We start from the raw sequence: 24,996 nt of genomic DNA, 5'->3' as shown, positions 1-24,996 counted from the left end.
CTGGCTCCGTCAGTTCGTCGCGACCGGCGTGATGACGTCGCCGTCACGCACGAAGGTGCCCGCCCGCGCCACGACGCTCTCACCCTCGGCAACGCCGGAGACGATCTCGGCGCGGCCATCGCCGGCCAGGCCGAGCTGGACCTTCTTCGTCGTCACCTTGCCGTCGCTGACGCTCTGCACCGTCGCGCCCGAGCGGGCATAGGTGATCGCCGACAAGGGCAGCGTCACCGCGTTCTTGCGGCCGGTCTCGATCAAACCGCGCGCGAAGGAGCCGATCGCGACTGGCGGATTGCCCTTGAGCGCGACGCGCACGCGGCCGAGCCGCGACTGCTTGTCGACCTCGGGCGCGATCAGCCGGATTTCGCCCGCCAAGGCCACGCTCGCGCCCGCCGGCGTCACCGCGACCGACTGGCCGAGCTTGAGGCCCGGCAATTCGACCTCGGCGACATCCGCCTGAAGCTCGATTGCGCCATCGGCGATGATGCGGAACAGCGGGTCGGCCGCGGCCAGGGCCACGATCGCGCCGAGCCTGGCGTTGCGGCGGCTGATCAGGCCTGCGGCCGGGGCCTTGATCTCGGTGCGTGCGAGCTTGACCTCGATATCGCGCCCCTGGGCCTTGGCCAAGGCCAGATCGGCGGTCGAGATCGCCAGCGCCTGCCGCGACGAGTTCAGCCGCGCGCTGGCCGAGCGGGCGGCCGCGTCGCGCTGATCGTAGGTCTCGTTGCTGGCATTGCCGCTCTCGCGCAGGGCCTTGGTGCGGTCGAAGGCGTTGCGGGCCTGGACGAGATTGGCCTCGGCCTCGACAATCTGCGCGTTGGACTGGGCGATCGCCGCCTCGGCGCGCGCGACCTGCGCATCGTTCTGGGCCTTCTGTACCTCAAGCGTCGTCCGTGACAGGCGCGCCAGAACCTGCCCGGCAGCGACCTTGTCACCCTCCTCGGCCAGCAATTCGACGATGGCGATCCCGTCGACCTCGGGCGAGACCAGAACCTCGTCGCGCGCGATCATCGAGCCGGAGACGACGACGCTCTGCACGATCTCGCTGATCTTCGCCTTGGTGATCGTGACGGACGGTCCGGCGCCAGGCGCCGGCTGGGCCGAAGTCTGGGCCTGTGCCTGCGCCTGCAGCGGCGCAGCCCAGCCGAGAGCGAGCGCCAGCAGCGAAACGGAGAGAAGACGTGACATCGGGCGGACTTTCGCAGCGGAAACGGGTTTGATCATGGCGGAAGCGGCGATCATGGCCGGGCCTCGTCCGGCTCGGGCAGCAGCAGCACCTGCGCCAGCCCGCGCATGGCGGCAAACAGCGTGTCCGCCCCCGCAGCCGCGTCGAATTGCGGATCCACGGCGCGCCGACAGAAGAAGCCGTCGGCCATCATGAAGATCGCCTGCAGGAAGCGGGCATCGTCGAGATTGGCAGGCAATTCGCCGCTCGCCTTGGCCCCAGTGATGGCGGCGACGAGCCCGCCGATCACCGCCTCGTCGATATCGGCGCACATATTGGCCATTGCGGGATTGCGTGCGGCCTCGGCCCAGATCTGCAGGGCGATGACTGCCTTCTCGCGCGGCTTCTGGGTCATATGGCGCCGGCCGAGTTCCTCGAGCTGGTCGAGTACCGCGCCCTTGGCGGGGTCGAGCTGGGTGAAGTCGGCCGCGATCTGGGCCCGGTCGCGCTCGGCCATGCCGGCGATGATCGCGTCCTTGGAGGCGAAATAGCGATAGAGGTTGCCCTGGCTCATCCCGGCTTCGACCGCGACGTCATGCATCGTCGCGGCATGGAAGCCCGCGCGCGCAAAAACGCTCTCGGCAGCGTCGAGAATACGGATATGGCGCTCCGAAAGGGAGCTATCGGGAGATGGCGCAGCGATTGATGTCACGTTATGTCGATCAAATGAGAATGAACGTTCATTCTCATTTGCCCAACGGCACCCGCAATGTCAAGCCCATTTACATCGACAGAGCCTTGCGCGAAAAAGTGGGTACCGGTTTTCGCGTGAGCAATGCTCTAAACTTTTAGAATCGGTCACGTTTTTCGCATTCGGACGATTCCGTCCGAATGCGACGTGATCTAGCCGCAACCAGCCGGCGTCATGCCCTTGTCGCCACCGTCCCATGCCGATCATGGCTTACAATTTGCTTGCCTCGTCCCGATTGGAACCGCATTCTCCGGATATGGCATGGCGGCGCGCGCATTTCCCTCCCCTGACCGCGCGCCAGCGACCGAAAACCTCGCGATGAACGATCACTCCCTTCGTTTCCGTGCCGCCCGCCCCACACGTTCGCCGCTCGCGGCTCAGCCGGCACGCAAGCCTGTGCTCATCGTGCTGCATCAGGAGCATTCGACGCCCGGTCGCGTCGGCCGCCTGCTGCAGGCGCGCGGCCATGCGCTCGACATCCGCAAGCCGCGCTATAGCGACCCGCTGCCGCAAACCATGCGCGGCCATGCCGGCGCAGTGATTTTCGGCGGGCCGATGGGGGCCAATGATTCCGACGACTTCATCAAGACCGAGATCGACTGGATCGGCACCTGCCTGAAGGAGGATGCACCCTTCCTCGGCATCTGCTTGGGCGCCCAGATGATGGCGCGCCATCTCGGGGCCAGGGTCTATACCCATGGCGAGGGCCGCGCCGAGGTGGGCTATTACCGGCTCGACCAGACCGAGGCCGGGCGCTGCCATGCGAATGAGGCCGGCTTCGCCTGGCCTTCCACCGTCTATCAATGGCACCGCGACGGCTTCGATTGTCCCAGCGGGGCACAATGCCTTGCCACCGGCGGCGATTTCCCGGTTCAGGCGATCCGGGCCGGGAGCAAGGTCTACGGCATCCAGTTCCACCCCGAGGTTACGCCTGCGATGATGTGCCGCTGGTCGATCCGCGGCCATGAGCGCACGCTGATGCCCGGCGCGCAGTTGCGCCATTTGCATCTCGAAGGCTGGTATCAATACGATCCCGCCATCCGGGCCTGGCTCGACGGCTTCCTCGACCATTGGCTGAAACAGCCTGCAGAGACGGCGCCAACCCTGTCATGAATCGCAGTATCGTCGTCCTCGGCGCCGGCATGGTCGGCGTCTCCTGCGCGCTCGCTTTGCAGAAGCGCGGCTTCACCGTGACGCTGCTCGACCGGCGTGCGCCTGGCCAGGAGACCTCCTACGGCAATGCCGGCGTGCTGGCGCGCTCCTCGATCGTGCCGCTGAACAATCCCGGCCTCTGGTCGAAGCTGACGAGCTATCTCGGCAATACCCATCCGGCGCTCAACCTCGACTGGCGCCGTGCATTGACGCGGCCCGGCTGGCTGCTGCGCTTCCTCTGGGAATCCAGGCCCTCGCAGGCCGCCGCCCGCATCGCCGCGCTGGATTCGCTGACGGCGAGCACGGTCACCCGCCATCGCGAATTGATGGCGGCGGCGGGCGTCTCGCACCGCCTGCGCGAGACCGGCACGCTGAAACTCTGGCGCGGCGAGGACGGCCACGCCGCAGCCCAGGCCGAGCAGGATTTCCTCAAGCAACACGGCATCGCCTCGGAGGTGCTCGACCGCCAGGGCATCTCGGCGCTCGAGCCCGCGCTAAAGCCGATCTTCCCGGCCGGTTTGCTGACACCCTCCAACGCCTCGGTCGATTCGCCCGGCGCCGTCACCGCCGCCTATGCCGCACTCTTCGCCCAGCGCGGCGGCAGGATCGAGCAGGCCGAAATCCGCACGCTCAAGCGCAACGGCGATGGCTGGCGGGTTGAGACCGACAAGGGGCTCTACGAGGCCGATCTCGCCATCCTTGCGCTCGGGCCCTGGAGCAGCGACCTGCTCGCGCCGCTTGGCTTGAACTCCAGGCTCGATGTCGAGCGCGGCTATCACCGCCATCTGCGGCCCGAGGCGGGCGCCGCCCTGTCGCGGCCGGTCTTTGATGTCGACGGAGCCTATTTCATGGCGCCGATGGAGCAGGGCTACCGCGTCACCAGCGGCGTCGATCTCAGCCTGCGCGACGCGCCCGACAACCACCGCCAGATCGACCAGGCGACGGCGAGCGCCCGCGAGGCTTTTCCGCTCGAGGAGGTCGTCGGCGAGACCTGGCGCGGCTGCCGGCCGACGCTGCCGGATTCATTGCCGATGATCGGCGAAGCGCCGCGCAACCCCGGCCTCTGGCTCGCCTTCGGCAACCAGCATATCGGCTTCTCCACCGGTCCGATCACGGGCGAGATCATCGCCAGCATGATCTGCGGCGAGACGCCGCCGGCTGATCCGAAACCGTTCGCGCCGGGGCGGTATCTTTGAATGGATGCACCCGCGGCAATCGCGAAGCGAACATTTGAACTCAGTCAGAGCGGACGCGTCGAAGTCAGTTTCTTTGCGCCGATGGCAGATGGCAATGATTGGCGCTGCGAGTATCGGATCGAATGGCCGGATCGCACGAGAAGCCACAGAGCTTTTGGCGTCGATAGCGTGCAAGCGTTGTTGCTTGCGATGAAGAACGTGCAGGCGGAACTCACCAACGCACCCGAGACACTAGCTGAGGGATTGACCTGGCTTGGCAACGTCGATCTGGATCTGCCCAGCGTGCGCCCTGCCGAGGACTCCCAAAGCTGAGCGTTACGGCGCTCCCGCCCAGCACTGACGCGTACTGCCGTCAGCTCGCCTTGTGGCGAGCATCCACGCCTTGAACACCGCCCTCGACGAAGGAAGACGTGGATGGTCGGCACAAGGCCGACCATGACGGGAAGCTCGTAGATCGTCGCAGCATTGGCTGCTGCGAAAATTCGCCAGCGTGAGTCGGCTGGCGTGATTGGCGAGAACCGGAGCGCAGCGGACTTTTGTCCGTGAGCACCGGAAGCGCAGCCGATCGCGTCAGACGGCCGCGCTCGCGGATTTGCGCACCTCAGACCTGGCGCGCCACCATCATCTTCTTCACTTCCGCAATCGCCTTGGCCGGGTTCAGGCCCTTCGGGCAGGCATTGGCGCAGTTCATGATGGTGTGGCAGCGATAGAGCCGGAAGGGGTCTTCCAGATTGTCGAGGCGCTCGCCGGTCGATTCGTCGCGCGAATCGATCAGCCAGCGATAGGCCTGCAGCAGGGCGGCGGGGCCGAGATAGCGGTCGCCATTCCACCAATAGCTCGGGCAGGAGGTCGAGCAGCAGGCGCAGAGGATGCACTCATAGAGCCCGTCGAGCTTCTCGCGGTCATCCTTGCCTTGCGCCCATTCCTTTTCCGGCGCCGGCGTCGTCGTCTTGAGCCAGGGCTCGATCGAGGCGTGCTGGGCGTAGAAGCGGGTCAGATCAGGGACGAGGTCCTTGATCACCGGCATATGCGGCAGCGGGTAGATCGCGACCCGGCCGGCGCTCTTGCCATGGCCGGTGCATTCGTCGATGCCGGTGGTGCAGGCGAGGCCGTTCTTGCCGTCCATGTTCATGGCGCAGGAACCGCAGATGCCCTCGCGGCAGGAGCGGCGGAAGGTCAGCGTCGGGTCGATCTTGGACTTGATCCAGATCAGCGCGTCCAGAACCATCGGCCCGCAATCCTCGCGGTCGACGAAATAGGTGTCGGTGCGCGGGTTCTCGCCGGTGTCGGGGTTCCAGCGATAGACCTTGAACTCGGTCAGCTTCGCGGCCCCGGCCGGCTTCGGCCAGGCCTTGCCCTCGGTCAGACGGGAGTTTTGGGGAAGATTGAATTCAGCCATGACGCGTTCCGATTCCAGAAAAACGCTTACGTGCGACCGGTCCCAACACACACCCAGCCGCGAACGGCAAGGTGAGAACCAGCATCAGCACCGCAAACTTCACAGACCTGTCCCATGCGCCTGCAACACCATACTCGACGATCATAAAAGCCAGCGCGGCGATCCAAAACGCAGCCACGAACAGCACCAAGCGCTTGGGCGCAACAGTGCTAAGCGCCCAGCCAGTTAGAAATAGAACGGCAAGCGGAATGACACTGACAAGCGCTGGCATTTCGCCGCCAGCCGCATAAGCAGGACTAACGGTCAGTTGACCTAGCAGAACCCACCCAAGCGTATCGAAGCCGCCGAGCCGCACCATCACTGCTTCCCCACGGGCGGTAATCCATGAGCTTTCCTGAGCCGGACCATGCCAGCACTTGCCGTCGCTCCGTCTATTGCCCGGCAGCCCTCGCTTTGACAGCCGGCATCATCGGCTAACTCGAACGAGAACTCGCGCGCGCCTATAGTGCCTGAGCCGCGGCCATCGACTCCGTTCGCGCCGGAATCGCTCGACACGAAGCGAAGCTTTGCCACCTCGCCCGTGGAGCATAAGAGCTCGCCACCATACTCAGCATTGGTGAAAGCCAGCATTCCAATGCGAATGGGTTGCCGCTCCAACCGCATCGAGCCAGAACAATAAAGATCCCTTCGCGTATCAGTTATCTCAACGTGTGAAGACCGGTAAGTGCCATCGGAATAGGAGACAGACCCCAAAACGGGTTGCCCTGTAGCCGCTATTTGCCCCTTCAAACCTGAGCGATGCAGGAAAGAGCAGGAGCTTAGCCCCAGCGCCAAGACTCCAACCGCAGCCACTGTCGCCTGCGATGTCATGCATGGGTAGCCGGGGACCATCCTCAATACACCCGCGCCTTGGGCTTGATGTACTCGATGTCGTTCGAGAGCGTGTAGGTGTGCACCGGCCGGTCATCGAGCGTGACGCTGCGCTTCTCGTCGTCGATCCAGGACAGGGTGTGCTTCATCCAGTCCTTGTCGTCGCGGTTGGGATAATCCTCGCGGGCATGCGCGCCGCGGCTTTCCGGACGGTTCAGCGCCGAATCCATGGTGACGACCGCCTGGGTGATCAGGTTGTCGAACTCCAGCGTCTCGACGAGATCGGAATTCCAGATCAGCGAACGGTCGGTGGTGGCGATGTCGGTGATGCCGCCCCAGACCTCGTGGATCAGCTTGTGGCCCTCTTCCAGTGTCTCGCCGGTGCGGTACACCGCGCAGTTGTCCTGCATGGTCTTCTGCATGCGCCCGCGCAGTTCGGCGGTCGAGGTGCCGCCCGAGGCGTTGCGGTACTTGTCCAGGCGGATCAGCGCGAGATCGGCCGAGTTCTTCGGCAATTCCGGCTGCTTCTCGCCTGCCGTCACAGTCTCTGCACAGCGCAGGCCCGCGGCGCGGCCGAAGACGACGAGGTCGATCAGCGAGTTCGAGCCCAGGCGGTTGGCGCCGTGCACGGAGACGCAGGCCGCCTCGCCGATCGCCATCAGGCCCGGCACCACAGTGTCGGGATTGCCGTCGACCTTGGTCAGAACCTCGCCGTGGAAGTTCGTCGGGATGCCGCCCATGTTGTAATGCACCGTCGGCAGGACCGGGATCGGCTCGCGCGTCACATCGACGCCGGCGAAGATCTTGGCGCTCTCGGAGATGCCCGGCAGGCGCTCATGCAGGATCTTCGGGTCGAGATGGTCGAGATGCAGGTAGATGTGGTCCTTGTTCTTGCCGACGCCGCGCCCGCCACGGATCTCCATGGTCATCGAGCGTGAGACGACGTCGCGCGAGGCAAGATCCTTGGCTGAAGGAGCGTAGCGCTCCATGAAGCGCTCGCCCTCGGAATTGGTCAGGTAGCCGCCCTCGCCGCGCGCGCCTTCGGTGATCAGGCAGCCGGCGCCATAGATGCCGGTCGGGTGGAACTGCACGAACTCCATGTCCTGCAGGGGCAGGCCGGCGCGCAGCACCATGCCGCCGCCGTCGCCGGTGCAGGTATGGGCTGAGGTCGCCGAGAAATAGGCGCGGCCATAGCCGCCCGTCGCCAGGATCGTCTGCTGCGAGCGGAAGCGATGGATCGTGCCGTCATCGAGCTTCAGCGCGATCACGCCACGGCAATGGCCGTCCTCGTCCATGATCAGGTCGATGGCGAAGTATTCGATGAAGAACTCGGTGTTGTAGCGCAGCGCCTGACCATAGAGCGTGTGCAGCATGGCGTGGCCGGTGCGGTCGGCGGCGGCGCAGGTGCGCTGGGCCGGCGGGCCCTCGCCGAATTCGGTGGTCATGCCGCCGAAAGGCCGCTGATAGATCTTGCCGCTCTCGGTGCGCGAGAACGGCACGCCCCAATGCTCGAGCTCATAGACGGCGGCCGGCGCGTTGCGGACGAGATATTCGATGGCGTCCTGGTCGCCGAGCCAGTCCGACCCCTTGACGGTGTCGTACATGTGCCACTGCCAGGTGTCCTTGCCCATATTGCCGAGCGAGGCGGCGACGCCGCCCTGGGCCGCGACGGTGTGCGAGCGCGTCGGGAACACTTTTGAGATGCAGGCCGTGCGCAGGCCGGCCTGCGAGCAGCCGACGGTGGCGCGAAGGCCGGCGCCGCCGGCGCCCACCACGACGACGTCGAAGGTGTGGTCGGTGATCGGATAGGCCTGACCGGCATAGGTCGCGGTCGAACGGGCTTTGGTGATCGCCATCGGATCAGCCTCCAAACGAGAGCTTCAGCACCGCGAAGACGCAAGCAGCGCCGATCGCGATCGCGAAGAAGGTGTTGGCCATCACGGCAGCGATCTTGAGGCCCTCGCCATGGATGTAATCCTCGATGACGACCTGCATGCCGAGCCGCATATGCACCGCGCCCGAGATGATGAAGAGCAGCATCAGGATCGCGACCAGCGGATGCGACAGCGTCGCCATCGCCGCCGGATAGGGCTTGCCGAAGAGCGAGATCACGATGCCGAGGAAGATCACCGTCAGCACGACATTGGCCACCGCCGTGACGCGCTGGAGCCAGAAATGCCCGGTGCCGGATTTGGCGGAACCCAGACCACGAACGCGGCCGAGCGGGGTACGCATGGAGGAGTTGGACTGCATGATGATGCTCCTCAGCGCAAAGCGTAGGCGAGGATCCAGACGAGCAGAGTGAGCCCGCCTGAGACGACGACGCTGTACTTCGCCAGGTTCATCCGGGTTTCCGGCTCATAGCCATAGCCCATGTCCCAGACGAAATGCCTGAGGCCCCCGACCATGTGGTGCAGCAGCGCGAAGGAATAGCCGAACAGCACCAGCCGCCCGAGGATCGAACCGGCGATCGCCTGGGCGGTCTCGAAGGCGGCAGGACCAGAGGCGGCGGCCACGAGCCAGGCGGCGATCAGCACGGTGCCGGCATAAAGCGCGCAGCCGGTGCCGCGATGGACGACCGACATCGCCATGGTCCAGGACCAGCGGTAAATCTGCAGATGCGGCGAAAGCGGGCGCGCCGCCTGTTTGACCTCGGCCAAAATCACTCTCCGACTCTGCCGCCCATCAGCGGGCATTTATCCATTTGGGATCGTTCTAGAGTGATTGGCTCTGTAACGAAACCGGTCCCGCGCTGCAATGCGGCATGCGGGATACGAAGTTACAGAAATCGAAATCTGTAACTTTTTGTTCGGCGCGACGCGCTGCAACTCTCCTAGCTCTCATTCTGTGGAGCCGTAAAGCCTGCACGGACCCAAGCCCAATGGACCCAAGCCTCAGCGCGGCAGCAGAGCCCAATAATCGAAGTCGAGGATGACGCCGTCATCATATTGGTCGCCATGCCTGAGCGGAAATTCGCCGCAGGGCCGGTTTTTCGTCGCGATCAGGCGCAGCCGCAGCGCGCCGACATCGCTACGACCGGGCAATTCGGCGGCTTCCAGCACCTGGCTCCAGGCGAAGACGGTGTCGCCGGCGAAGAGCGGCGAGACATGGCGCCCGCCATTGATCGCGGCGATGTGGAAGGCGTTGCCCAGGCCGTTGAAGGACAGGGCCCGCGCCAGGCTGATGACATGGCCGCCATAGATCAGGCGCTTGCCGAAGCGGGTCTCGCGCGCGCCATAGGCGTCGAAATGCACCTTCGCGGTGTTCTGGTAGAGCCGGGTCGCGATCTGGTGCTCGGCCTCCTCCACCGTCACGCCGTCGACATGGTCGATCTGCTCACCGGCGCCATAAGCCCCCCAGCGAAAGGACGAGCCCGCCAGCGCGTCGTCATAGGCCGAGAGCTCGATCGCCGGGCAGCCCTGGCCGAGCTCCTCCGGCAGCACGGCCTTGGGCAGGTCCGGCACCTGCTCGGCATGGGCCGGCGTGCCCGGCTGGCGCTTGCGCACCAGGACCCAGCGCGCATAGCTCAGCACGATTTCAGCCCGCTGATTGCGTCCGATGGAGCGGACATAGACGATACCGCTGTCGCCGGCCGAGGTCTGCTTCAGCCCGATCACCTCCGAGGTGGTCGAGAGCGTGTCGCCGGGAAAGACCGGCCTCAGGAAGCGTCCATCGGCATAGCCGAGATTGGCGATCGCGTTCAGCGAGATGTCGGGCACCGTCTTGCCGAAGACGATGTGAAAGACGAGCAGGTCGTCGATGGGAGCGGCGGGATAGCCCAGCGCCTTGGCGAAGGCGTCGGAGGATTGCACCGCGAAACGCGGGCCATAAAGCGCGGTGTAGAGCGAGACGTCGCCTGTTGTGACCGTGCGCGGCGTCGCATGCACGATGGTCTCGCCGAGGTTGAAATCCTCGAAGAAGCGGCCAGGATTGGTTTTCGCGACGGGCTCTGACATCAGCTCACACTCGTTGGGCTCACACGCGTTCAGTCGGAAAGAATGTGCGCCGCCATATGGCGAGGCGTCCAGCCCCAAGCCGTCCGGGCAGGAGAGTTTAGGGTGAGGAGGCGGCCGTTTCGCCATTCGCGATCTGCGCGACCTTCTTCCCTTCTCCCCTCGCGGGAGAAGGTGGCGCGCAGCGCCGGATGAGGGGGCGCCGTGCCCTTTCCGGCTGGCGTCGCAAGGCAAAACGGCAATCGTCGAGCGCCCCCTCATCCGTCTCGGCTTCGCCGAGCCACCTTCTCCCGCGAGGGGAGAAGGGTTTTCCGCGCCCTTCGCCGCTACCGCAACGCTCGCAAAGGCAAAGGTTTCCGCACCACTGGTCCAGGGGCCGACATCTCACCCCACCAACGCACCAAGCTTGCCCAGATCGACATTCGCCCCGCAGACCAGCACGCCGAGCCGCTCGCCGGGCGCCGGCTTGTAGGCCCCGCAGAGCAGCGCACCCAGCGCGGCCGCGCCGCCGGGCTCCACTGCCAGCCGGAAATCGCGCCAGAGCGTGCCCTGCGCCTGGGTGATCGCCTCGTCGGGCACCAGCGCGACATGGTCGACCGTATCCTTGCAGACCTCATAGACCAGAGGGCCGACATTGCGCGCGCCGAGCGAATCGGCTGCAACCGAGGCGACTTTGACCTCGACCGGCCCCTTCGCCTCCAGCGCCGCCTGCAAGGCGCGCGAGCCGGCAGGCTCGACACCAACGACCTTGACCTTGCTCCCAGCGAACCAGGCGGCGATGCCCGAAATCAAACCACCGCCGCCGACCGCGACCAGCACGGTGTCGAGATCGGGCTCCTGGAGCTGCCATTCGCGCCCGAGCGTGCCCTGGCCGGCGATGGTTTCCTTCGCCGCGAAGGGATGGATCTTGAGCGCGCCGGTTTCCGCGACGAAGCGATCGCAGGCTGCCTGCGCGTCGTCATATTGCGCCCCACCGATGACGACTTCGGCACCGAAGCGACGGATCGCCTCGATCTTGGCCGCAGGCGAGATCTCGGGCACGAAGATCGTCGCCTTGACGCCGCGCGCGCGCGCCGCATAGGCGACCGCCGCCCCGTGATTGCCGCCCGAGGCGGCAGCGACACCCGCAACCGGCACCGGTAGCGAGAGCAGGTTGTTGAAGGCGCCGCGCGTCTTGAACGAGCCGGCATGCTGCAGGCATTCGAGCTTCAGCGAGATCGCCGCCGGCGAGCCGAAAGCGCCGGCCCCGAGCCGCATCACCGGCGTGACGCGGGCATGGCCGGCAATGCGTTCTGCAGCCGCCTCGATCATCGGGCGCGGCACGGGTCGATCGGTCATGACGGAATCCTATGAAGGCAGGCGCTCGGGCGCAAAGGTCCAGATCGCGATGGGAAGCCCATGGCTATCGCGTCCCGGCGGATCGGGAAAGGGCGCTCCACGCCCGGCCAGGATGTGCTGGGCGACGACCAGGGCGGCAAGCGCATCGAGGGCGTCATCGGCGCCAGCGCCTTTCGGCGGGCGGGCCTCGACGATCTCAGCCGGCAGCCCCGCCGCGATCAAAAGCGCCCGGCGCTCGGCCATGCCGAGGGGATTGATCACGCCCTTGATCTTCTTGGGCTGCGTCAGCGGCGCGCCGCGCATGGTGCGGAAGGCGAGTTCGGGATGGACCTCGAACAGGCGCTCCCGCAGCGCGGGCTCCGTCCTGAGCAGGGTGTCGATCTCGCGGATCCGCGGAAACAGATGGAAGCCCTGCTTGGAGACCTTTCGCGGCGGCTCGGAGGTTTCGAGCGCCAACCGGCAGGCCTCGCGATAATCCACGCAATAGACGGCAGACCGCGCCGGAATCGAGAACACCGAGGATTGCCGCTCGCCCAGCAGCGGCCTGACGAGGCGCTCAGGCCCACGCCCCACGCCGGAAACCCGGTCCGGCAGCCCGATCGGCATGTCCACGGCCAGGATCGCTGGCGGGTGTTCGCTGGCAAGCAGATCGGCCAGTTTCGGAATCACGCGCAGCGAGGGGGGCTCTTGGGCGGCAGTGTCGATGAGCGCCGCGATCCAGCCCGCCTTGCAGCCATCCACCCCCGCGATCCACGCCATCCCTGCGCCCTCCCGCATCCGCCTTTTGCAGAACTGACGTTGCAAGTGCGTCGCGTCTAGTGTGCAGTGCAGCGAAGAGTGGCAGCGATGCCGCCCGAGCTGGATGCGAAACAGCGATAACCGGCCTTTCGCGTGAGTCCCGCGTTAGATTTGAGAGATTGCCATGACCACAATCCGCCCACGCCGCAGCGTCCTCTACATGCCCGGCTCAAACGCCCGCGCGCTCGAAAAGGCCCGCGAGATCGCCGCCGACGCCTTGATCCTCGACCTCGAAGACGCCGTCGCGCCCGACGCCAAGGAGATGGCTCGCGCCCAGGTCTGCGCCGCCGTGAAGGCCGGCGGCTTTGGCCGGCGCGAGCTCGTGATCCGCACCAACGGCCTCGACACGCCCTGGTTTGCCGCCGATCTTGCCGCCGCCGCAGAGGCCAAGCCCGACGCCATCCTGATCCCGAAGGTCTCCTCGCCCGAAACCCTGCAGCAGATAGGCACCTTGCTCGACGGCCTTTGGGCCGCCCCCGAGATCCGAATCTGGGCGATGATCGAGACGCCGCTCGCCGTCCTCGACGCCGAGCGCATTGCGCGCGCGGTGCAGGACCGCCGGACGCGGCTGGCCTGTTTCGTGATGGGCACCAACGACCTCGCCAAGGAAACGCGCGCCCGCTTCGTGCCCGGCCGCGCGCCGATGCTGCCCTGGCTGACGACGGCGATCCTGGCTGCCCGCGCCTATGGCATCGACATCGTCGACGGCGTCTATAACGACCTCAAGGACGAGGCCGGCTTCACAGCGGAATGCGAGCAGGGCCGCGATCTCGGCTTCGACGGCAAGACGCTGATCCATCCCGGCCAGGTCGCGACCGCCAACGCGGTCTTCGCGCCCGACGACCTCGAACTCTCGCGGGCGAGGGCGATCATCGCCGCCTTCGACCAGCCGGAGAACGCCGACAAGGGCGCGATCCAACTCGACGGCCGCATGGTCGAGCGACTGCATGCCGAGATGGCCAAGCGCGTGGTGGCGCTGGGTGAGTCGATCGGAGTCTGACGGAAACACTCGTCATGGTCGGGCTTGACCCGACCATCTCCGGACGATGAGGCCAGCAGGAGCCTCAGCTTGCGCGAGATTCTCGGGTCAAGCCCGAGAATGACGTGTCAGCCCGTCTTCGCCGCTTTGGCGCGATCCATCGCCTCGAGGATGAGCTGCTTGGCCTTGGCGGCGTCGCCCCAGCCGGAGAGCTTCACCCATTTGCCGGGCTCGAGATCCTTGTAGTGCTCGAAAAAGTGCTGGATCTGGTCGAGCGTGATCTTCGGCAGATCGGTATAGTTGTGCACGTTCTCGTAGCGCTTGGTCAGCTTGGGCACCGGCACGGCGATGATCTTCTCGTCGCCGCCGCCCTCGTCCTCCATCATCATCACGCCGATCGGCCGCACGGCGATATAGGAGCCGGGGATCAGCGGGCGGGTGTTGGCGACCAGCACGTCGCAAGGGTCGCCATCCTCGGACAGCGTATGCGGAATGAAGCCGTAATTCCCGGGATAGCGCATCGGCGTATAGAGGAAACGGTCGACGAAGAGCGTGCCGGCCTCCTTGTCCATCTCGTATTTGATCGGCTCCCCGCCGATGGCCACTTCGATGACGACATTGACTTCGTCGGGAGGGTTCTTGCCGATGGAGATCGCGTCGAGGCGCATAAGTCTTGACCTGTGGAGATGGAAACTGGCGGGTCTTATGCGTGTTTGGCCGCAAAAGTCCAAGCTGAGATTAAAAGCCGGGTCCGGCTCAGCTCACCTTGAGGCCGAGTTCGGCCAACATCTGCCCGGCCTGCTGCCGTGAAATCGTCGCGCCCCGGAACAACGCGGCATCGCCGAGCCGCAAGCCGCCGAGATCCGCGCCGCGCAAATCGGCCCCCTCAAAACGGGCGCCGGTCAGGTTGGCGTCGCGCAGGCTGCAATCCTCCAGCACCGCTTCGCGAAAATCGGCTTTCCTGAGATCGGCCTGGCCGAGATCGAGCCGCTGCAGCCGCATCTTCCGGAAGGAAAAACCCGGCAGCTTCGCGGCAACCAGCAGCGTCTCCTCGAAGCTGGCCCCCAATGTCTTGGCCTCGGACACATCTGCGCCCGTCAGCTTGCAACCTCGGAAAGCCGCGGAGGCCAGCAGCGAGCGCCGAAAGCTCGCATTGTTGAAGTCGCTCGCCTGCAAGACCGCTTCGGTCAGGGTGCTCCCGCTGAAATCGGCGAAAGCCCCCCGACAGCCCGACCAGCGCGAGCCGTCGAGGCGCGCACCCTTGAAGCTGGTCCGGCGCAGCAGGCAGCGCTCAAAAACCCAGCCAGCCAGCCCGAGACCAGCGAGATCGACGCCCTCGATATCGCAGCCGACGAGCAGCGCCGGCCCTTCCGTCGCCAGCGCCTGGACGGCCGGGCGGGTCAGCGCCACCTCGGCGATCGATCGTGTGGGCGAGGGTGTGTCCATGCCCCATCCCTAGAGCATCGGTTCGAAAAGTGGGAACCGGTTTTCGGAACAGGCCGATGCAAGATCAAAGCGCGACTGTATCAGCCTGAATATCCTATTCGGGCTGATACAGTCGCCGAATCGCCCCATATGCCCAAGGCCCGCGCACCGCGATCCGCGATCCGCAGCCGAGCCGCATGTCGCTGCGGATCCGCAAATTTGCACCGCGCGCCCGGCACTGGTATCGGGCGCGTTATGACCTTGGATCAAACCAGCTCCCGCGAGACCCGTCCTTGCTGAACCGCCTGCGCCCCGACGAGGACCGTTATGCGCGCCGCATGGCTCGCATCGCGCGCTGGGACCGGCCGATCGGCGGCAAGGCCGACCGCCTGCGCGCCTGGGCCAATATGCTGCTGGTCGATCACGGCATCTTCCGGCTCGCCTATCTCAATGCCCATCGCGTCACGCCACAGCTCTGGCGCGCGGCCCAGCCCGCGCCGGGCCAGATCGCGAAATTCGCCCGCGAAGGCGTCAAGACCATCGTCAATCTGCGCGGCGGGCGCGAGCACGGCTCCTGGCCGTTGCAGCGCGAGGCCTGCGAGCGCCACGGCATCGCCCTCGTCGACTTCGTCCTGCGCTCGCGCGGCGCGCCCGAACGCGAAACCATCCTGGGCGCCAAGGCCTTCTTCGCCTCGCTGCAGGAACCGGCGCTGGTGCACTGCAAGTCCGGCGCCGACCGTGCCGGCTTCTTCGCGGCACTCTACCTGCTGATCCATGAGGAACGGCCGCTCGACGAGGCCATGAAGCAGCTCTCGCTGCGCTACGGCCATTTCCGCTTCGCCAAGACCGGGATTCTCGACGCCTTCTTCGAGGCCTATCGCCGCGAGGGCCACGCCAAGGCTATGCCCTTCCTCGACTGGGTCGCGAAAGACTATGACCCCGAGCGGCTGGAGCGCGACTTCAAGCCGGGCTTCCTGTCCTCGCTGATCGCCGACAGGCTGATCCGGCGGGAATAGCCGGGGCTAGAGTACTGCGCGAAAAAGCGGGTACCCGCTTTTTCGCTAGGAGCAACGCTCTCGACTCTTGGAATCGCTCATCCCCGCGCGACGGCAAACCCGTCCACGCCGAAGCGCGTCCAGGCAAACTGGACATGCGCCAGCATCCGCGCCAGCGAGACCAGGCCGATCGCGCCGAGCAGCGCCAGCGACAAAGTACCGAACCAGGCCATGACGAGCCCCGCGGTCAGGAGCGCGACCGCGTTGGTGAGGACTTGGCGGCGCGGATAGCGCGAGAGCGAAGCGATCTCGTGCAAGGGCGTGACCAGCGCGATGCCGCCATAGAACAGCGCCATGATCGCGACGGTCTCGCCGACGCCTTCCCATTGCGTGCCGTCCAGCAACACCGCATCGGCGCCGATGGCGACGAGAGCGATGGCGGCAAACAGCGCCGCCGCCGCGACCATCAGGCCAAGCGTCACGAAACGGACCCAGGATTGCCGGCTCTCGGCAGTGCGCGCGCGCAGGCTCGACAGCACGAGCGGCACCGAGACCGCGGAGAACATCTGGGTCGGCACCTCGAGCAGGCGCATCGCCAGCGCGACATGGGCCGCCAGCAGCGGGTTGCTCGCATAGGGCAAGGCGAGCAGCGGCGCTACCATGAAGCCGAAGGACAGCAGCGCCGAGGGCAAGAGGAAACGCGGCGCGGTGCGCCAGCGGCTCGCCGATGCCCTCAGTTCAAGCCGCGACCAGGCTTCGCGCCGCACCAGACCCGCCAGCGCCGCGCGCCGGCGCCAGACCAGATAGCAGGCCGAGACGACATGGCCGATCGCGTCTGCAGCAAACAGCGCGACCGAGGTCGCGCCCAGCGGCCAGATCAGCAGAACCATCATGCCGGGCTGGACCAGCGCCTGAACGACATTGCTGTTGCCGATCGCGGCGAAATCCCCTTCCGCCGTCGCCTCCGAAGAGACCAGCCGGATCACCGCCCGCCCGGCAAGCGACACCAGGAACAAGGCCCCGTAAGTCGCGACCACCCAGCCGGCCGCGCCCGCAACAGTGATGGCCAGCGCGGCCACAGTGAGGAAGGCTACCCCTGCCGCAAGCGCCAGCCGGAACGCCCGCGCCAGCCTGTCCTGGTCGCTGCTCTGGAAGAACACCGCCTCGAAACGCAGCAGCGTCGCGATCGAGATGAAATTGGCGAGCGCCGAAAACATTGCGAAATCGGCGAAAACCTGCGCCGGGCACAAGGCCGCAGCCGCAAGCAGGCCCCAGACGGAGAGAAAGCGCGCCTGGACAAAGCGCAGGGCCAGCATCAGCCCCGAGGCCAATCCGGCCCGGGAGGCCGCCGAGCCTTCGGCCGCGATCTCCTCGGCAGGCGTAACCGGCGCCGACGGCGCGACGCCGACCGGGAACGCCGTCCGCTCGAGGATCAGATGCGCGGCCATATCCACGTCCATGCTCGGGATATCGGACAGGTCATCGCCGCTGGCTTCCCGGAGGTCACGACGAGAGGACGCAGCTGCCAACGGATCAGGAGTTCTGATCACGGAACACAGCTCTGCCCGAGACACGGTGCGCCTTCATGGTTAACGAATTCTTATGCGGGCGAATGACCACGGAGCACGCCTCGGAGAGAACAGCGCTCTCCGTCAAGTCCGTGGCCAAAAAATGGCGAAATTTGACGCTTGGTAAGGGAAAATTGCCCAATTCTATTTGGAAAAGCTCCAGAAAACGCAGATTCCAGAGCGAAATTTGGCAAACTCTTCCCTAGCGTCACAACGCTCCGGAAACGCGGCGGCCCAACTTGCCGCCCCTCCTGTGCCGACGTCGGAGGCCTGATCCGCACCCGGCTTTCAAGACCGATTCAATCGATACGATCGCGCTCGCCCCCGCGAATCGGCACGGCAAGGCGGTTCTCGCGCGGAGAGAGCGGACAGACCCAGGCTTCCGAATAGGCGCAGGACGGGTAGTAGGCGAAATTGAAATCGAGGATCAGCCGGCCGTCCGGCATCGCGCCAAGATCGGCGCTCTTGATCGTGTCGAGCAGATAGCGACCGCCAGTAAATGTGTCGCAGCCATTGCTCGCATCGCCAAAGGGCAGGAAGGTGCCGCCGCCATAGCCCGCAATCCAATACAGCGTCAGCTCCCGGCCGAGCGGCCCCGCCAAACCGTCGGTCAGCGCATAGGGAACGAGCCCCATCGCCCCATCCTTGCCGGCCTCGACCGGAATCGTCTCGCCATCGACGGCAGGCACGAGGCCAACCTCGAAACGCAGGGCCGGATCGTAGGGAAAGCAGGCGATGCCGGTGAATTCGGCACGGCCCTTCGCCGTCAGGGGCGATTGCGGATGCTCGCGAAACAGCCTGTCGCGCACCGCCCGCCACTGCCGCCAGCCGGTCTGCGGCGGCAGCGTCCGTATCGCCGCATAGAGATCGGCGATCTGCCGCCGCCAATCCTGCAGCGTGCTGAAGCGCGTGAAATCAGCCACGGAAGGAGCGGGAGCGGACAAAGCCATGGCGCGTGCAGTCATCACAAATCCTCCCGGCAAATCCTCGCGGGCTTCGCGTCTCCAGCAGGCAACGCCGACACGGCGCGCCCGTTCCATGAGACAGCCTTGCGCGAGGTTTAATCCCCGGCGCTGCCAGAACCTGTCAGCGGGCAGGATGGGGTCGCGCTCGGCCCCATGACGCAGCCCGATGACGGCTGTCACGAATCCGCGAGGCGGACGCGATTGCGCCGTCGAGTCCGCCTTGATCGCGCAGCTCCATTATTTTAAGCTTAAAATAATGGAGCTCTGGAATCGGGACTGAGATCATGTCGGAAACGCCCCGCAGACTGTCCTATGGCAGCTATCTCCAGGTCGACCGGCTGCTCTCCTGCCAGGAGCCGGAAAGCCTGAAGACCGGCGTGCCGGCTCATGACGAGATGCTCTTCATCATCGTCCACCAGGCCTATGAGCTCTGGTTTCGGCAGATCCTGCACGAGCTCGACCGGATCCAGGCCGATTTCGCGGCGCGCACGGTCGCCGACGAGCATCTCGGCCGCATCAATGCCGGGCTCAGCCGTATCCACGAGATCCTGAAGCTGCTGGTCGGGCAGCTCGACGTGCTGGAGACGATGACGCCGGCGGGCTTCCTCGAATTCCGCGACCTGCTGACGCCGGCCTCGGGCTTCCAGTCGGTGCAGTTTCGATTAATCGAGGCGCGGCTCGGCTTGCATGACGACGCCCGCATCCGCATCGACGAGCAGAGCATGCGCGAGCGGCTCGCGCCGGAAGACCGCGACAAGCTGAGCGCGGACACAAATCCCTCGCTGCTCTCCCAGCTCGACGCCTGGCTGGCGCGCACGCCCTTCGTGGCGCTGGGCGACTACAGCTTTCGCGAGAGCTACCGGGCCGCGGTGATCGCCGCGTTGCAGCGCGACGCCAGCAGCATCAGCGCAGACCCTGCTTTGCCCGAGCCGCAGCGGCAGGCCGACGCGGCCGCGATCGAGCAGGCTCTCGCGCGCTTCCGGGCCCTGTTCGAGCCCGACGCCACGACGTCGACCTGGCGGATGTCGGCCCGCGCCATCGAAGCGGCCCTGTTCATCTCGCTCTATCGCGACATGCCGGTGCTGCAACTGCCCTTCCGGCTGCTGCAGGCGCTGATGGACATCGACGAGAGCCTGACGCTCTGGCGCCTGCGCCATGCTTTGATGGTCGAGCGCATGATCGGCGTCAGGCCCGGCACCGGCGGCTCGTCGGGCTCCGGCTATCTCAAGGCGACGGCGGAGAAGCACCGCATCTTCATCGATCTCTTCCACCTCTCGACCTATCTGCTCGGCCCGCGCGACCTGCCGGCCCTGCCCGACGCCTTGCGGCAGCGCATGGGCTTCAGCTACGGGGCGGCCTGATGGCAGGAACCGGGAACTGGACGCGCCACTTCTCGCGCTTTCGCGGCGCCGCTCCTGAACGCATCAACCTCGCCGCGCACAGCCATCATGACTGGCCTGACGTCACCTTCGCGGCGCAGGGGATGGCGTGGCTGGATGCGGCACAGCGTGCCGGCGATAAATGGGATGTCGTCTTCGGCGAGGTCATTCCGGCAGTCCAGGCCGGCATCGCCCGGCATCTTGCTTTGCCCGATCCGGCGACGATCGCCTTTGCGCCCAACACGCATGAATTCCTGTGCCGCCTGCTCTCCTGCCTGCCGGAGGACGGGCTGCCCCGCATATTGACCACCGGAGCGGAGTTCCACACCGCGCGGCGGCAGCTATCGCGGCTGGCCGAAGAGGGGCTGATCGTGCTGGACGACATCCCGGCCGAGCCCCTGGCGAGCCTGCATGAGCGGCTCAAGACGGCGATCGCAGCCGGCGGGCACGACCTGATCTATCTCAGCCAGGTGCTGTTCAATTCCGGCGCGACCAGCGGCGATCTCGCAGCCCTCGTCGGTGCCGTGCCTTCACCCGAGACATTCATCGCCATCGACGGCTATCATGGCTATCTCGCGCTGCCGACAGAGCTCTCCGCCATCACTGAGCGCGCCTTCTACATCGCCGGCGGCTACAAATACGCCATGGCCGGCGAGGGCAGCTGCTTCATGCACTGCCCGCCGGGCTTCGGTCCGCGCCCACGCGACACCGGCTGGTTCGCAGCTTTCGGAGCGCTCGCAGCGCCGGCCGGCAGCACCGTCGGCTACCCCACTGACGGCGGGCGCTTCCTCGGCGCGACCTTCGACCCGTCTGGCCTCTACCGCATGCGCGCCGTGCTCGACTGGATGGAAGGAGAGGCTCTCGACGCCCAGCGCATCCACGAGCATGCGATTGCCCTGATGCAGCGCTTCCTCGCCGGGCTCGATGCGCTGGACCTCCCCGGGCTCGCCCGCGACGCGATCATCACGCCGCTGCATGACCCCGCCGGTCACGGCAATTTCCTGGCCTTCAGGACGCCAGCCGCCGGCGCATTTGAGGCCGCATTGGCGAAGCTCGGCATCGCCACCGACCACCGAGGCGACGTGCTGCGTTTCGGCTTCGGCCTGGCGCTGTCGGAAAGCGACATCGACGCCGCGCTGGAGCGGATGAAGGTGCTGCGGAGCTGAAAGACTGCCCAGGACTACCATGAGCCCTCATCCTGAGGAGCCATTCCGCTGGGAATGGCGTCTCGAAGGATGCTCCAGGAGGCTCCGGAGATATCTGGAGCATCCTTCGAGACGCCGCTTCGCGGCTCCTCAGGATGAGGGCTGAGATTCCAGTCGGCTTGCAAGTCGCGGGATCCAGGCAATTCACCCGCGATTCATCCTGAATCCAGGCTTCACCATATCGCTCAACCGCTGATTCACCGGCACCGCGCGAGATCTGCCGCAACCTGGATTGCGGGAGGTTCAATCGTGACCAGACGCCATACTCCGATCGGCCTGCTCTTTGCGGCGGCGATGTCGCTGCTCTTCATCGCCTTCGCCAGCCGGTCCGCGCTGGCGCGCGAGCTCGTCGAGGCGCCCGATGCGCGCTATCTGCCCGGCACGATCGTGATCCACACGGCCGAGCGCCGGCTCTATTTCGTCAACGCGCCGGGCACCGCGATCCGCTACCAGATCGCCGTCGGCAAGGCCGGCAAGCAATGGCGCGGCGTCAAATATGTCGAGGAATTGCAGGTCGATCCGGCCTGGAGCCCGCCCGCCTCGGTCAAGCACGACAATCCGCGCCTGCCCGACGTCATCCCCGGCGGCTCGCCACGCAACCCGATGGGCGCGCGCGTCATCGGGCTCGGGCCGGGCGGCGAATATGCAATCCACGGCACCAACATGCCCAAGACGATCGGCACCTTCGCCTCCTATGGCTGCTTTCGCATGCATAACGAGGATGTCGTCGATCTCTACCAGCGCGTCCGCATGGGCACGCCCGTCGTCGTCCTGCCGTAGATCACGTCGCATTCGGACGGCTCCGTCCGAATGCGACGTGATCGTTTCCAAAGGCAAGAGCATCGCTCTTGCGAAAAACCGGTACCCACTTTTTCGCGCGATGCTCTAAAACGCCTTACAGCACGACCGGCGAGAGCAGCGGCTTGCCCGCGAAATAGGCCTCCAGATTGCCAAGCAGCAGATCCTGCTGGGCGATCTGCGCCGATTCCGCATTGGCGGCGATATGCGGCGTCAGCACGACGTTCTCGAGCACCTTGAGCCGGTCGGGCACCTGCGGCTCGTGCTCATAGACATCCAGCGCCGCACCCGCGATCAGATTGGTCTCCAGGGCCTCGCACAGAGCCTCCTCATCGACCGCGATACCGCGCGAGATGTTGATGAGATGGCCCTCCGGCCCAAGCGCGCGCAGCACCTGCGCATTGATGGCGTGGCGGGTCTCGATGCTGGCGCGCACCGCAACGATCAGGACATCGGCCCAGCTTGCGAGCCCAAGCAGGCTGTCGTGATAGAGATAGGGCAGCTCGCGCCGCTGCGAGCGGTTGTGATAGCCGATCGTCATGTCGAAGGCGGCCGCGCGGCTGGCGACGCGGGCGCCGATGGCTCCCAGCCCATAGATCCCGAGCTTGCGCCCGGCCAAACCCGGCACATTGGCCATGCGCTGGACCGAATTGCCCTGCCAGCGCCCGGCCCGCACGAAACGCTCTGCGGCGCCGATCCGGCGAGCGGAGGCCAGCAGCAGGCCCATGGCGAATTCGGCGACGCTCGTCGCATTGGCGTCGGCGGCGTTGCTCAGCTTGATGCCGCGCGCCTTCGCACAGGCCCGGTCCACGCCCTCGATGCCGGTGCCGTAACAGGAGATCAGTCCGAGCTTCGGCAGCGCATCGATCAGCGTGGCGTCGGTGGTCAGCGATCCCATGGTGAGCAGCGCCTGCGCGGCCTCGGCGCCCTCCGGCAAGGCGTCGGGCGTGGAATGCTCCATCGGGCCCAGCAGCACATAACGCTCCTGCAAGCGCTCGACGAGGCGCGCGGGCATGCGCGGCGCCATCAGGATCGTCGGTTTCATCGGTCTTCCGTCTCCAGTTCACTCGCATTGCATCGCAGCATTCCCTGCGCCGCTTCTCAACCCGTCCTGGAGCGGGAGCCGACATATCGCTCGCGCAGAACAGGATGTGTCCGATTGTTGCGGCGCAACATTGAAAAAGCCGAATCCCGGCTTTTTCGCCCCTCGCCTGCGACAAAAAAGCGCGTTAACGTTTGCTTGCTCGACATCAGACACGCCAAGCGCGCAAGCGCCGGGCTCACAAGGGGCTACAGATGGATCATCTCGCTGACGTCAAGAAATTCGCCAAGAAGCCGCTCAATGAGGCGGCCTTTGCCGGAATGTCGAAATCCTACGCCCTCGTCATGGGCAAGCCCGACACGCGCTACGTCGCCTGCTCCGACCCAGCCGAGCTGGATCGCGTTCGCGAGAATTTCCTGAAGAAGAAGCTCGGCCTGAAGACCGCCGATCTCGATGCCTCGATCAAGGCGACATGCGAGCACATGAAGGCCGACAAGACCAAGTCGCGCCTGACCTTCTACTATCTGCTGGCCGAGCATTACGGAAAGCTGGATCTCTTCGTGAAGAAGTAAAACGACGGCAGTCGGAACTGGGCAGTCGGCGGTCGTGAGACCTGACTGCCTATTGCCCACGACCTACTGCCTATACAGATCCTCACGCGTCAACGGCAGTCCCGAGGCGCCCTTGCGGCGTTTGGAGACCAGCGTCTGGTTGACCAGCGCGCCGCCGCGCTCGAATGCCAGCGAGCAGCCGGCGAGATAAAGCAGCCACATCCGGGTGCGCTCAGGACCGATCTCGGCCTCGGCCTCGGCCTTGCGGGCCTCCAGCCGTTCCCACCAGAGCCGCGTCGTGCGCTGGTAGTGCTCGCGCCAGCCCTCGACATCATGCACCTCGAAGCCGTTACGCTCGAGATTGGCGATCGACATGCCGAGATGGTCGAGCTCACCGCCGGGGAAGATGTAGCGCACCAGAGCGCGGTATTCCGCCGGCATCTTGTTGAAGGCCTTCTCGGTCTTCTTGGCGCGGCGCGAGATGGTGTGGTGCAGATACAAGCCGCGCGGGCGCAGGAGCCGGTTCACCGCCTTGAAATAGGCCGGGTGGTTGGCGATGCCGACATGCTCGAACATACCGATCGACGAGATCTTGTCGAACTCGCCCTCCATCTCTGTGAAATCCTTGAGATGGAGCGTGACCTTCCCCTCGAGGCCGAGCCGCGCCACCTTCTCGCGCGCCAGGGCCAATTGCTCCTCGGCCAGCGTCACGCCATGCGCCTCGACACCGTAATGCTGCGCGGCATGGCAGATCAGCGCGCCCCAGCCGCAGCCGATATCGAGCAGGCGGTCGCCGGGTTTCAGCCGCAGCTTGCGGCAGATCATGTCGAGCTTGTCGCGCTGGGCGCGGTCGAGATCGCCATGATCCTCCGTGAAATAGGCGCAGGTGTAGACCATCTCCTCATCGAGGAAGAGCCGGTAGAAGGCATTCGAGACGTCGTAGTGATAGGCGATATTGGCCTTGTTGGTGGCGGGCGCGCCATCGCGGGCGATCTCATCGCCCTTGATATGGGCCACGGCGCTCGGCGCTTCACCCGGCGCAAACAGGAAGCGGCGGACGACGTCGAAGGCGGCCGCCTTCGAAATGCCGCGCGCCAGCCTGCCGACCTTGCCCTCTGGGCGAGCAGCGGCGAGATCGAAGATCGAGCCGTTGAGCAGCGAAATCCGGTCAGTGACGTGGAGGTTCAGCAGCGTGTCGAGCTTGGGCTTGCGCAGCAGAGCGGCGACGACGCCAGGGTCGCGGATACCGATTCCCAGCCCGCTCTGCGGCCAGTCGGCCGGCACATGCGAGCCATCCCAGAGCCGGAAGCCGAGCTTGAGCCCGAGTTTCTGATGCGCCTCGGTCAAAAGCCGCCGCAACGCGGCGAGGCGCTTGTCGTCGCTGTTCATCCGAGAAATCCGTGACATATGGACTTCGTCTTTGGCCGCAGCGGCGCGAATTGGCAACCATGCGTCATGAGGACGCTGTCC

General features: G+C 65.7%; 25 protein-coding genes. 9 read left to right on the top strand and 16 right to left on the bottom strand.

Going from position 1 to position 24,996, the window contains the following annotated elements; genetic code table 11:
• Window positions 1–9 precede the first annotated feature (9 nt).
• Window positions 10–1,185 (bottom strand): efflux RND transporter periplasmic adaptor subunit, encoded by a 1,176-nt coding sequence (locus RMR04_RS31505; RefSeq protein ID WP_311912411.1) that lies wholly within the window; start codon window positions 1,183–1,185, stop codon window positions 10–12.
• A 50-nt stretch (window positions 1,186–1,235) separates the two neighbouring features.
• The gene (locus tag RMR04_RS31500; protein WP_311912410.1) at window positions 1,236–1,874 is read right to left on the bottom strand and encodes a TetR/AcrR family transcriptional regulator; all 639 of its coding nucleotides are present in this window, start codon (window positions 1,872–1,874) and stop codon (window positions 1,236–1,238) included.
• Window positions 1,875–2,231: 357 nt separating this feature from the next.
• Between RMR04_RS31500 and RMR04_RS31495 the strand changes: the two genes are divergently transcribed.
• From RMR04_RS31495 to RMR04_RS31485, 3 genes are read left to right on the top strand one after another with little or no spacing between them, the layout of a single operon-like run.
• Window positions 2,232–3,026: a glutamine amidotransferase gene (locus RMR04_RS31495; protein ID WP_311912409.1), complete on the top strand. Its 795-nt coding sequence runs from the start codon at window positions 2,232–2,234 to the stop codon at window positions 3,024–3,026.
• Window positions 3,023–4,261, top strand: a complete 1,239-nt coding sequence (locus RMR04_RS31490) for an NAD(P)/FAD-dependent oxidoreductase (protein WP_311912408.1) — start codon at window positions 3,023–3,025, stop codon at window positions 4,259–4,261. The genes RMR04_RS31495 and RMR04_RS31490 overlap by 4 nt, the downstream gene beginning before the upstream one ends.
• Window positions 4,262–4,573 carry a DUF6968 family protein gene (locus RMR04_RS31485; RefSeq protein ID WP_311912407.1) on the top strand — a complete coding sequence of 104 codons (312 nt, stop codon included), beginning with the start codon at window positions 4,262–4,264 and terminating at the stop codon, window positions 4,571–4,573.
• Between the two features lie 289 nt (window positions 4,574–4,862).
• Here RMR04_RS31485 and RMR04_RS31480 read toward each other — a convergent pair whose 3' ends face one another.
• From RMR04_RS31480 to RMR04_RS31445, 8 genes are all read right to left on the bottom strand, one after another.
• Window positions 4,863–5,660, bottom strand: a complete 798-nt coding sequence (locus tag RMR04_RS31480; protein WP_311912406.1) for a succinate dehydrogenase iron-sulfur subunit — start codon at window positions 5,658–5,660, stop codon at window positions 4,863–4,865.
• Window positions 5,653–6,018 carry a hypothetical protein gene (locus tag RMR04_RS31475; protein WP_311912405.1) on the bottom strand — a complete coding sequence of 122 codons (366 nt, stop codon included), beginning with the start codon at window positions 6,016–6,018 and terminating at the stop codon, window positions 5,653–5,655. Before RMR04_RS31475 ends, RMR04_RS31480 begins: the two co-directional genes overlap by 8 nt.
• 535 nt (window positions 6,019–6,553) lie before the next feature.
• Window positions 6,554–8,386, bottom strand: a complete 1,833-nt coding sequence (gene sdhA / locus RMR04_RS31470; protein ID WP_069688984.1) for a succinate dehydrogenase flavoprotein subunit — start codon at window positions 8,384–8,386, stop codon at window positions 6,554–6,556.
• A gap of 4 nt (window positions 8,387–8,390) precedes the next feature.
• A complete protein-coding gene (gene sdhD / locus RMR04_RS31465; RefSeq protein ID WP_311912404.1) occupies window positions 8,391–8,783 on the bottom strand; it encodes a succinate dehydrogenase, hydrophobic membrane anchor protein in 393 nt (130 codons plus the stop codon).
• Window positions 8,784–8,794: 11 nt separating this feature from the next.
• Complete coding sequence (sdhC, locus tag RMR04_RS31460; RefSeq protein WP_410492177.1) at window positions 8,795–9,226, bottom strand: succinate dehydrogenase, cytochrome b556 subunit; 432 nt, start codon at window positions 9,224–9,226, stop codon at window positions 8,795–8,797.
• 198 nt (window positions 9,227–9,424) lie between these two features.
• Entirely contained in the window at window positions 9,425–10,486 is a 1,062-nt protein-coding gene (locus RMR04_RS31455; protein ID WP_311912402.1) for a MaoC family dehydratase, read from the bottom strand.
• A gap of 381 nt (window positions 10,487–10,867) precedes the next feature.
• The gene (locus RMR04_RS31450) at window positions 10,868–11,821 is read right to left on the bottom strand and encodes a threonine/serine dehydratase (RefSeq protein WP_311912401.1); all 954 of its coding nucleotides are present in this window, start codon (window positions 11,819–11,821) and stop codon (window positions 10,868–10,870) included.
• A 9-nt stretch (window positions 11,822–11,830) separates the two neighbouring features.
• Window positions 11,831–12,580 (bottom strand): DUF429 domain-containing protein, encoded by a 750-nt coding sequence (locus RMR04_RS31445; protein WP_311912399.1) that lies wholly within the window; start codon window positions 12,578–12,580, stop codon window positions 11,831–11,833.
• Between the two features lie 163 nt (window positions 12,581–12,743).
• Between RMR04_RS31445 and RMR04_RS31440 the strand changes: the two genes are divergently transcribed.
• Complete coding sequence (locus RMR04_RS31440) at window positions 12,744–13,619, top strand: HpcH/HpaI aldolase/citrate lyase family protein (protein WP_311912398.1); 876 nt, start codon at window positions 12,744–12,746, stop codon at window positions 13,617–13,619.
• A gap of 107 nt (window positions 13,620–13,726) precedes the next feature.
• Here RMR04_RS31440 and ppa read toward each other — a convergent pair whose 3' ends face one another.
• Together ppa and RMR04_RS31430 are read right to left on the bottom strand one after the other, a co-directional pair.
• Window positions 13,727–14,266: an inorganic diphosphatase gene (ppa, locus tag RMR04_RS31435; RefSeq protein WP_311912397.1), complete on the bottom strand. Its 540-nt coding sequence runs from the start codon at window positions 14,264–14,266 to the stop codon at window positions 13,727–13,729.
• Window positions 14,267–14,354: 88 nt separating this feature from the next.
• The gene (locus RMR04_RS31430; RefSeq protein ID WP_311912396.1) at window positions 14,355–15,044 is read right to left on the bottom strand and encodes a pentapeptide repeat-containing protein; all 690 of its coding nucleotides are present in this window, start codon (window positions 15,042–15,044) and stop codon (window positions 14,355–14,357) included.
• Window positions 15,045–15,316: 272 nt separating this feature from the next.
• On the opposite strand from RMR04_RS31430, the gene RMR04_RS31425 reads away from it, so the two are divergent.
• Window positions 15,317–16,039: a fused DSP-PTPase phosphatase/NAD kinase-like protein gene (locus tag RMR04_RS31425; RefSeq protein ID WP_311912395.1), complete on the top strand. Its 723-nt coding sequence runs from the start codon at window positions 15,317–15,319 to the stop codon at window positions 16,037–16,039.
• 77 nt (window positions 16,040–16,116) lie between these two features.
• Here the strand turns inward: RMR04_RS31425 and RMR04_RS31420 are convergent, their stop codons facing one another.
• Both RMR04_RS31420 and RMR04_RS31415 read right to left on the bottom strand, forming a co-directional pair.
• The gene (locus RMR04_RS31420) at window positions 16,117–17,466 is read right to left on the bottom strand and encodes a hypothetical protein (RefSeq protein ID WP_311912393.1); all 1,350 of its coding nucleotides are present in this window, start codon (window positions 17,464–17,466) and stop codon (window positions 16,117–16,119) included.
• A 419-nt stretch (window positions 17,467–17,885) separates the two neighbouring features.
• Window positions 17,886–18,551 (bottom strand): DUF1684 domain-containing protein, encoded by a 666-nt coding sequence (locus tag RMR04_RS31415; protein WP_311912392.1) that lies wholly within the window; start codon window positions 18,549–18,551, stop codon window positions 17,886–17,888.
• Window positions 18,552–18,835: 284 nt separating this feature from the next.
• On the opposite strand from RMR04_RS31415, the gene RMR04_RS31410 reads away from it, so the two are divergent.
• The 3 genes from RMR04_RS31410 (at window position 18,836) to RMR04_RS31400 (ending at window position 21,915) form a co-directional block, all read left to right on the top strand.
• The gene (locus tag RMR04_RS31410) at window positions 18,836–19,912 is read left to right on the top strand and encodes a tryptophan 2,3-dioxygenase family protein (RefSeq protein ID WP_311912391.1); all 1,077 of its coding nucleotides are present in this window, start codon (window positions 18,836–18,838) and stop codon (window positions 19,910–19,912) included.
• A complete protein-coding gene (locus RMR04_RS31405) occupies window positions 19,912–21,096 on the top strand; it encodes a PLP-dependent aminotransferase family protein (RefSeq protein WP_311912390.1) in 1,185 nt (394 codons plus the stop codon). The genes RMR04_RS31410 and RMR04_RS31405 overlap by 1 nt, the downstream gene beginning before the upstream one ends.
• Before the next feature lie 333 nt (window positions 21,097–21,429).
• Window positions 21,430–21,915, top strand: a complete 486-nt coding sequence (locus tag RMR04_RS31400; protein ID WP_311916003.1) for a L,D-transpeptidase — start codon at window positions 21,430–21,432, stop codon at window positions 21,913–21,915.
• 115 nt (window positions 21,916–22,030) lie between these two features.
• On the opposite strand, the gene RMR04_RS31395 is transcribed toward RMR04_RS31400, so the two are convergent.
• Window positions 22,031–22,978, bottom strand: a complete 948-nt coding sequence (locus RMR04_RS31395; RefSeq protein ID WP_311912389.1) for a 2-hydroxyacid dehydrogenase — start codon at window positions 22,976–22,978, stop codon at window positions 22,031–22,033.
• Between the two features lie 251 nt (window positions 22,979–23,229).
• Between RMR04_RS31395 and RMR04_RS31390 the strand changes: the two genes are divergently transcribed.
• Complete coding sequence (locus RMR04_RS31390; RefSeq protein WP_092172385.1) at window positions 23,230–23,547, top strand: DUF2853 family protein; 318 nt, start codon at window positions 23,230–23,232, stop codon at window positions 23,545–23,547.
• 63 nt (window positions 23,548–23,610) lie between these two features.
• Here RMR04_RS31390 and RMR04_RS31385 read toward each other — a convergent pair whose 3' ends face one another.
• Window positions 23,611–24,915: a class I SAM-dependent methyltransferase gene (locus RMR04_RS31385; RefSeq protein WP_311912388.1), complete on the bottom strand. Its 1,305-nt coding sequence runs from the start codon at window positions 24,913–24,915 to the stop codon at window positions 23,611–23,613.
• Window positions 24,916–24,996 lie beyond the last annotated feature (81 nt).

This window comes from Bosea sp. 685, from assembly GCF_031884435.1.
Taxonomy (GTDB): Bacteria; Pseudomonadota; Alphaproteobacteria; order Rhizobiales; family Beijerinckiaceae; genus Allobosea.
The sequence above is the reverse complement of the archived record's forward strand: the minus strand, read 5'-3'. Positions and strand labels throughout refer to the sequence as shown.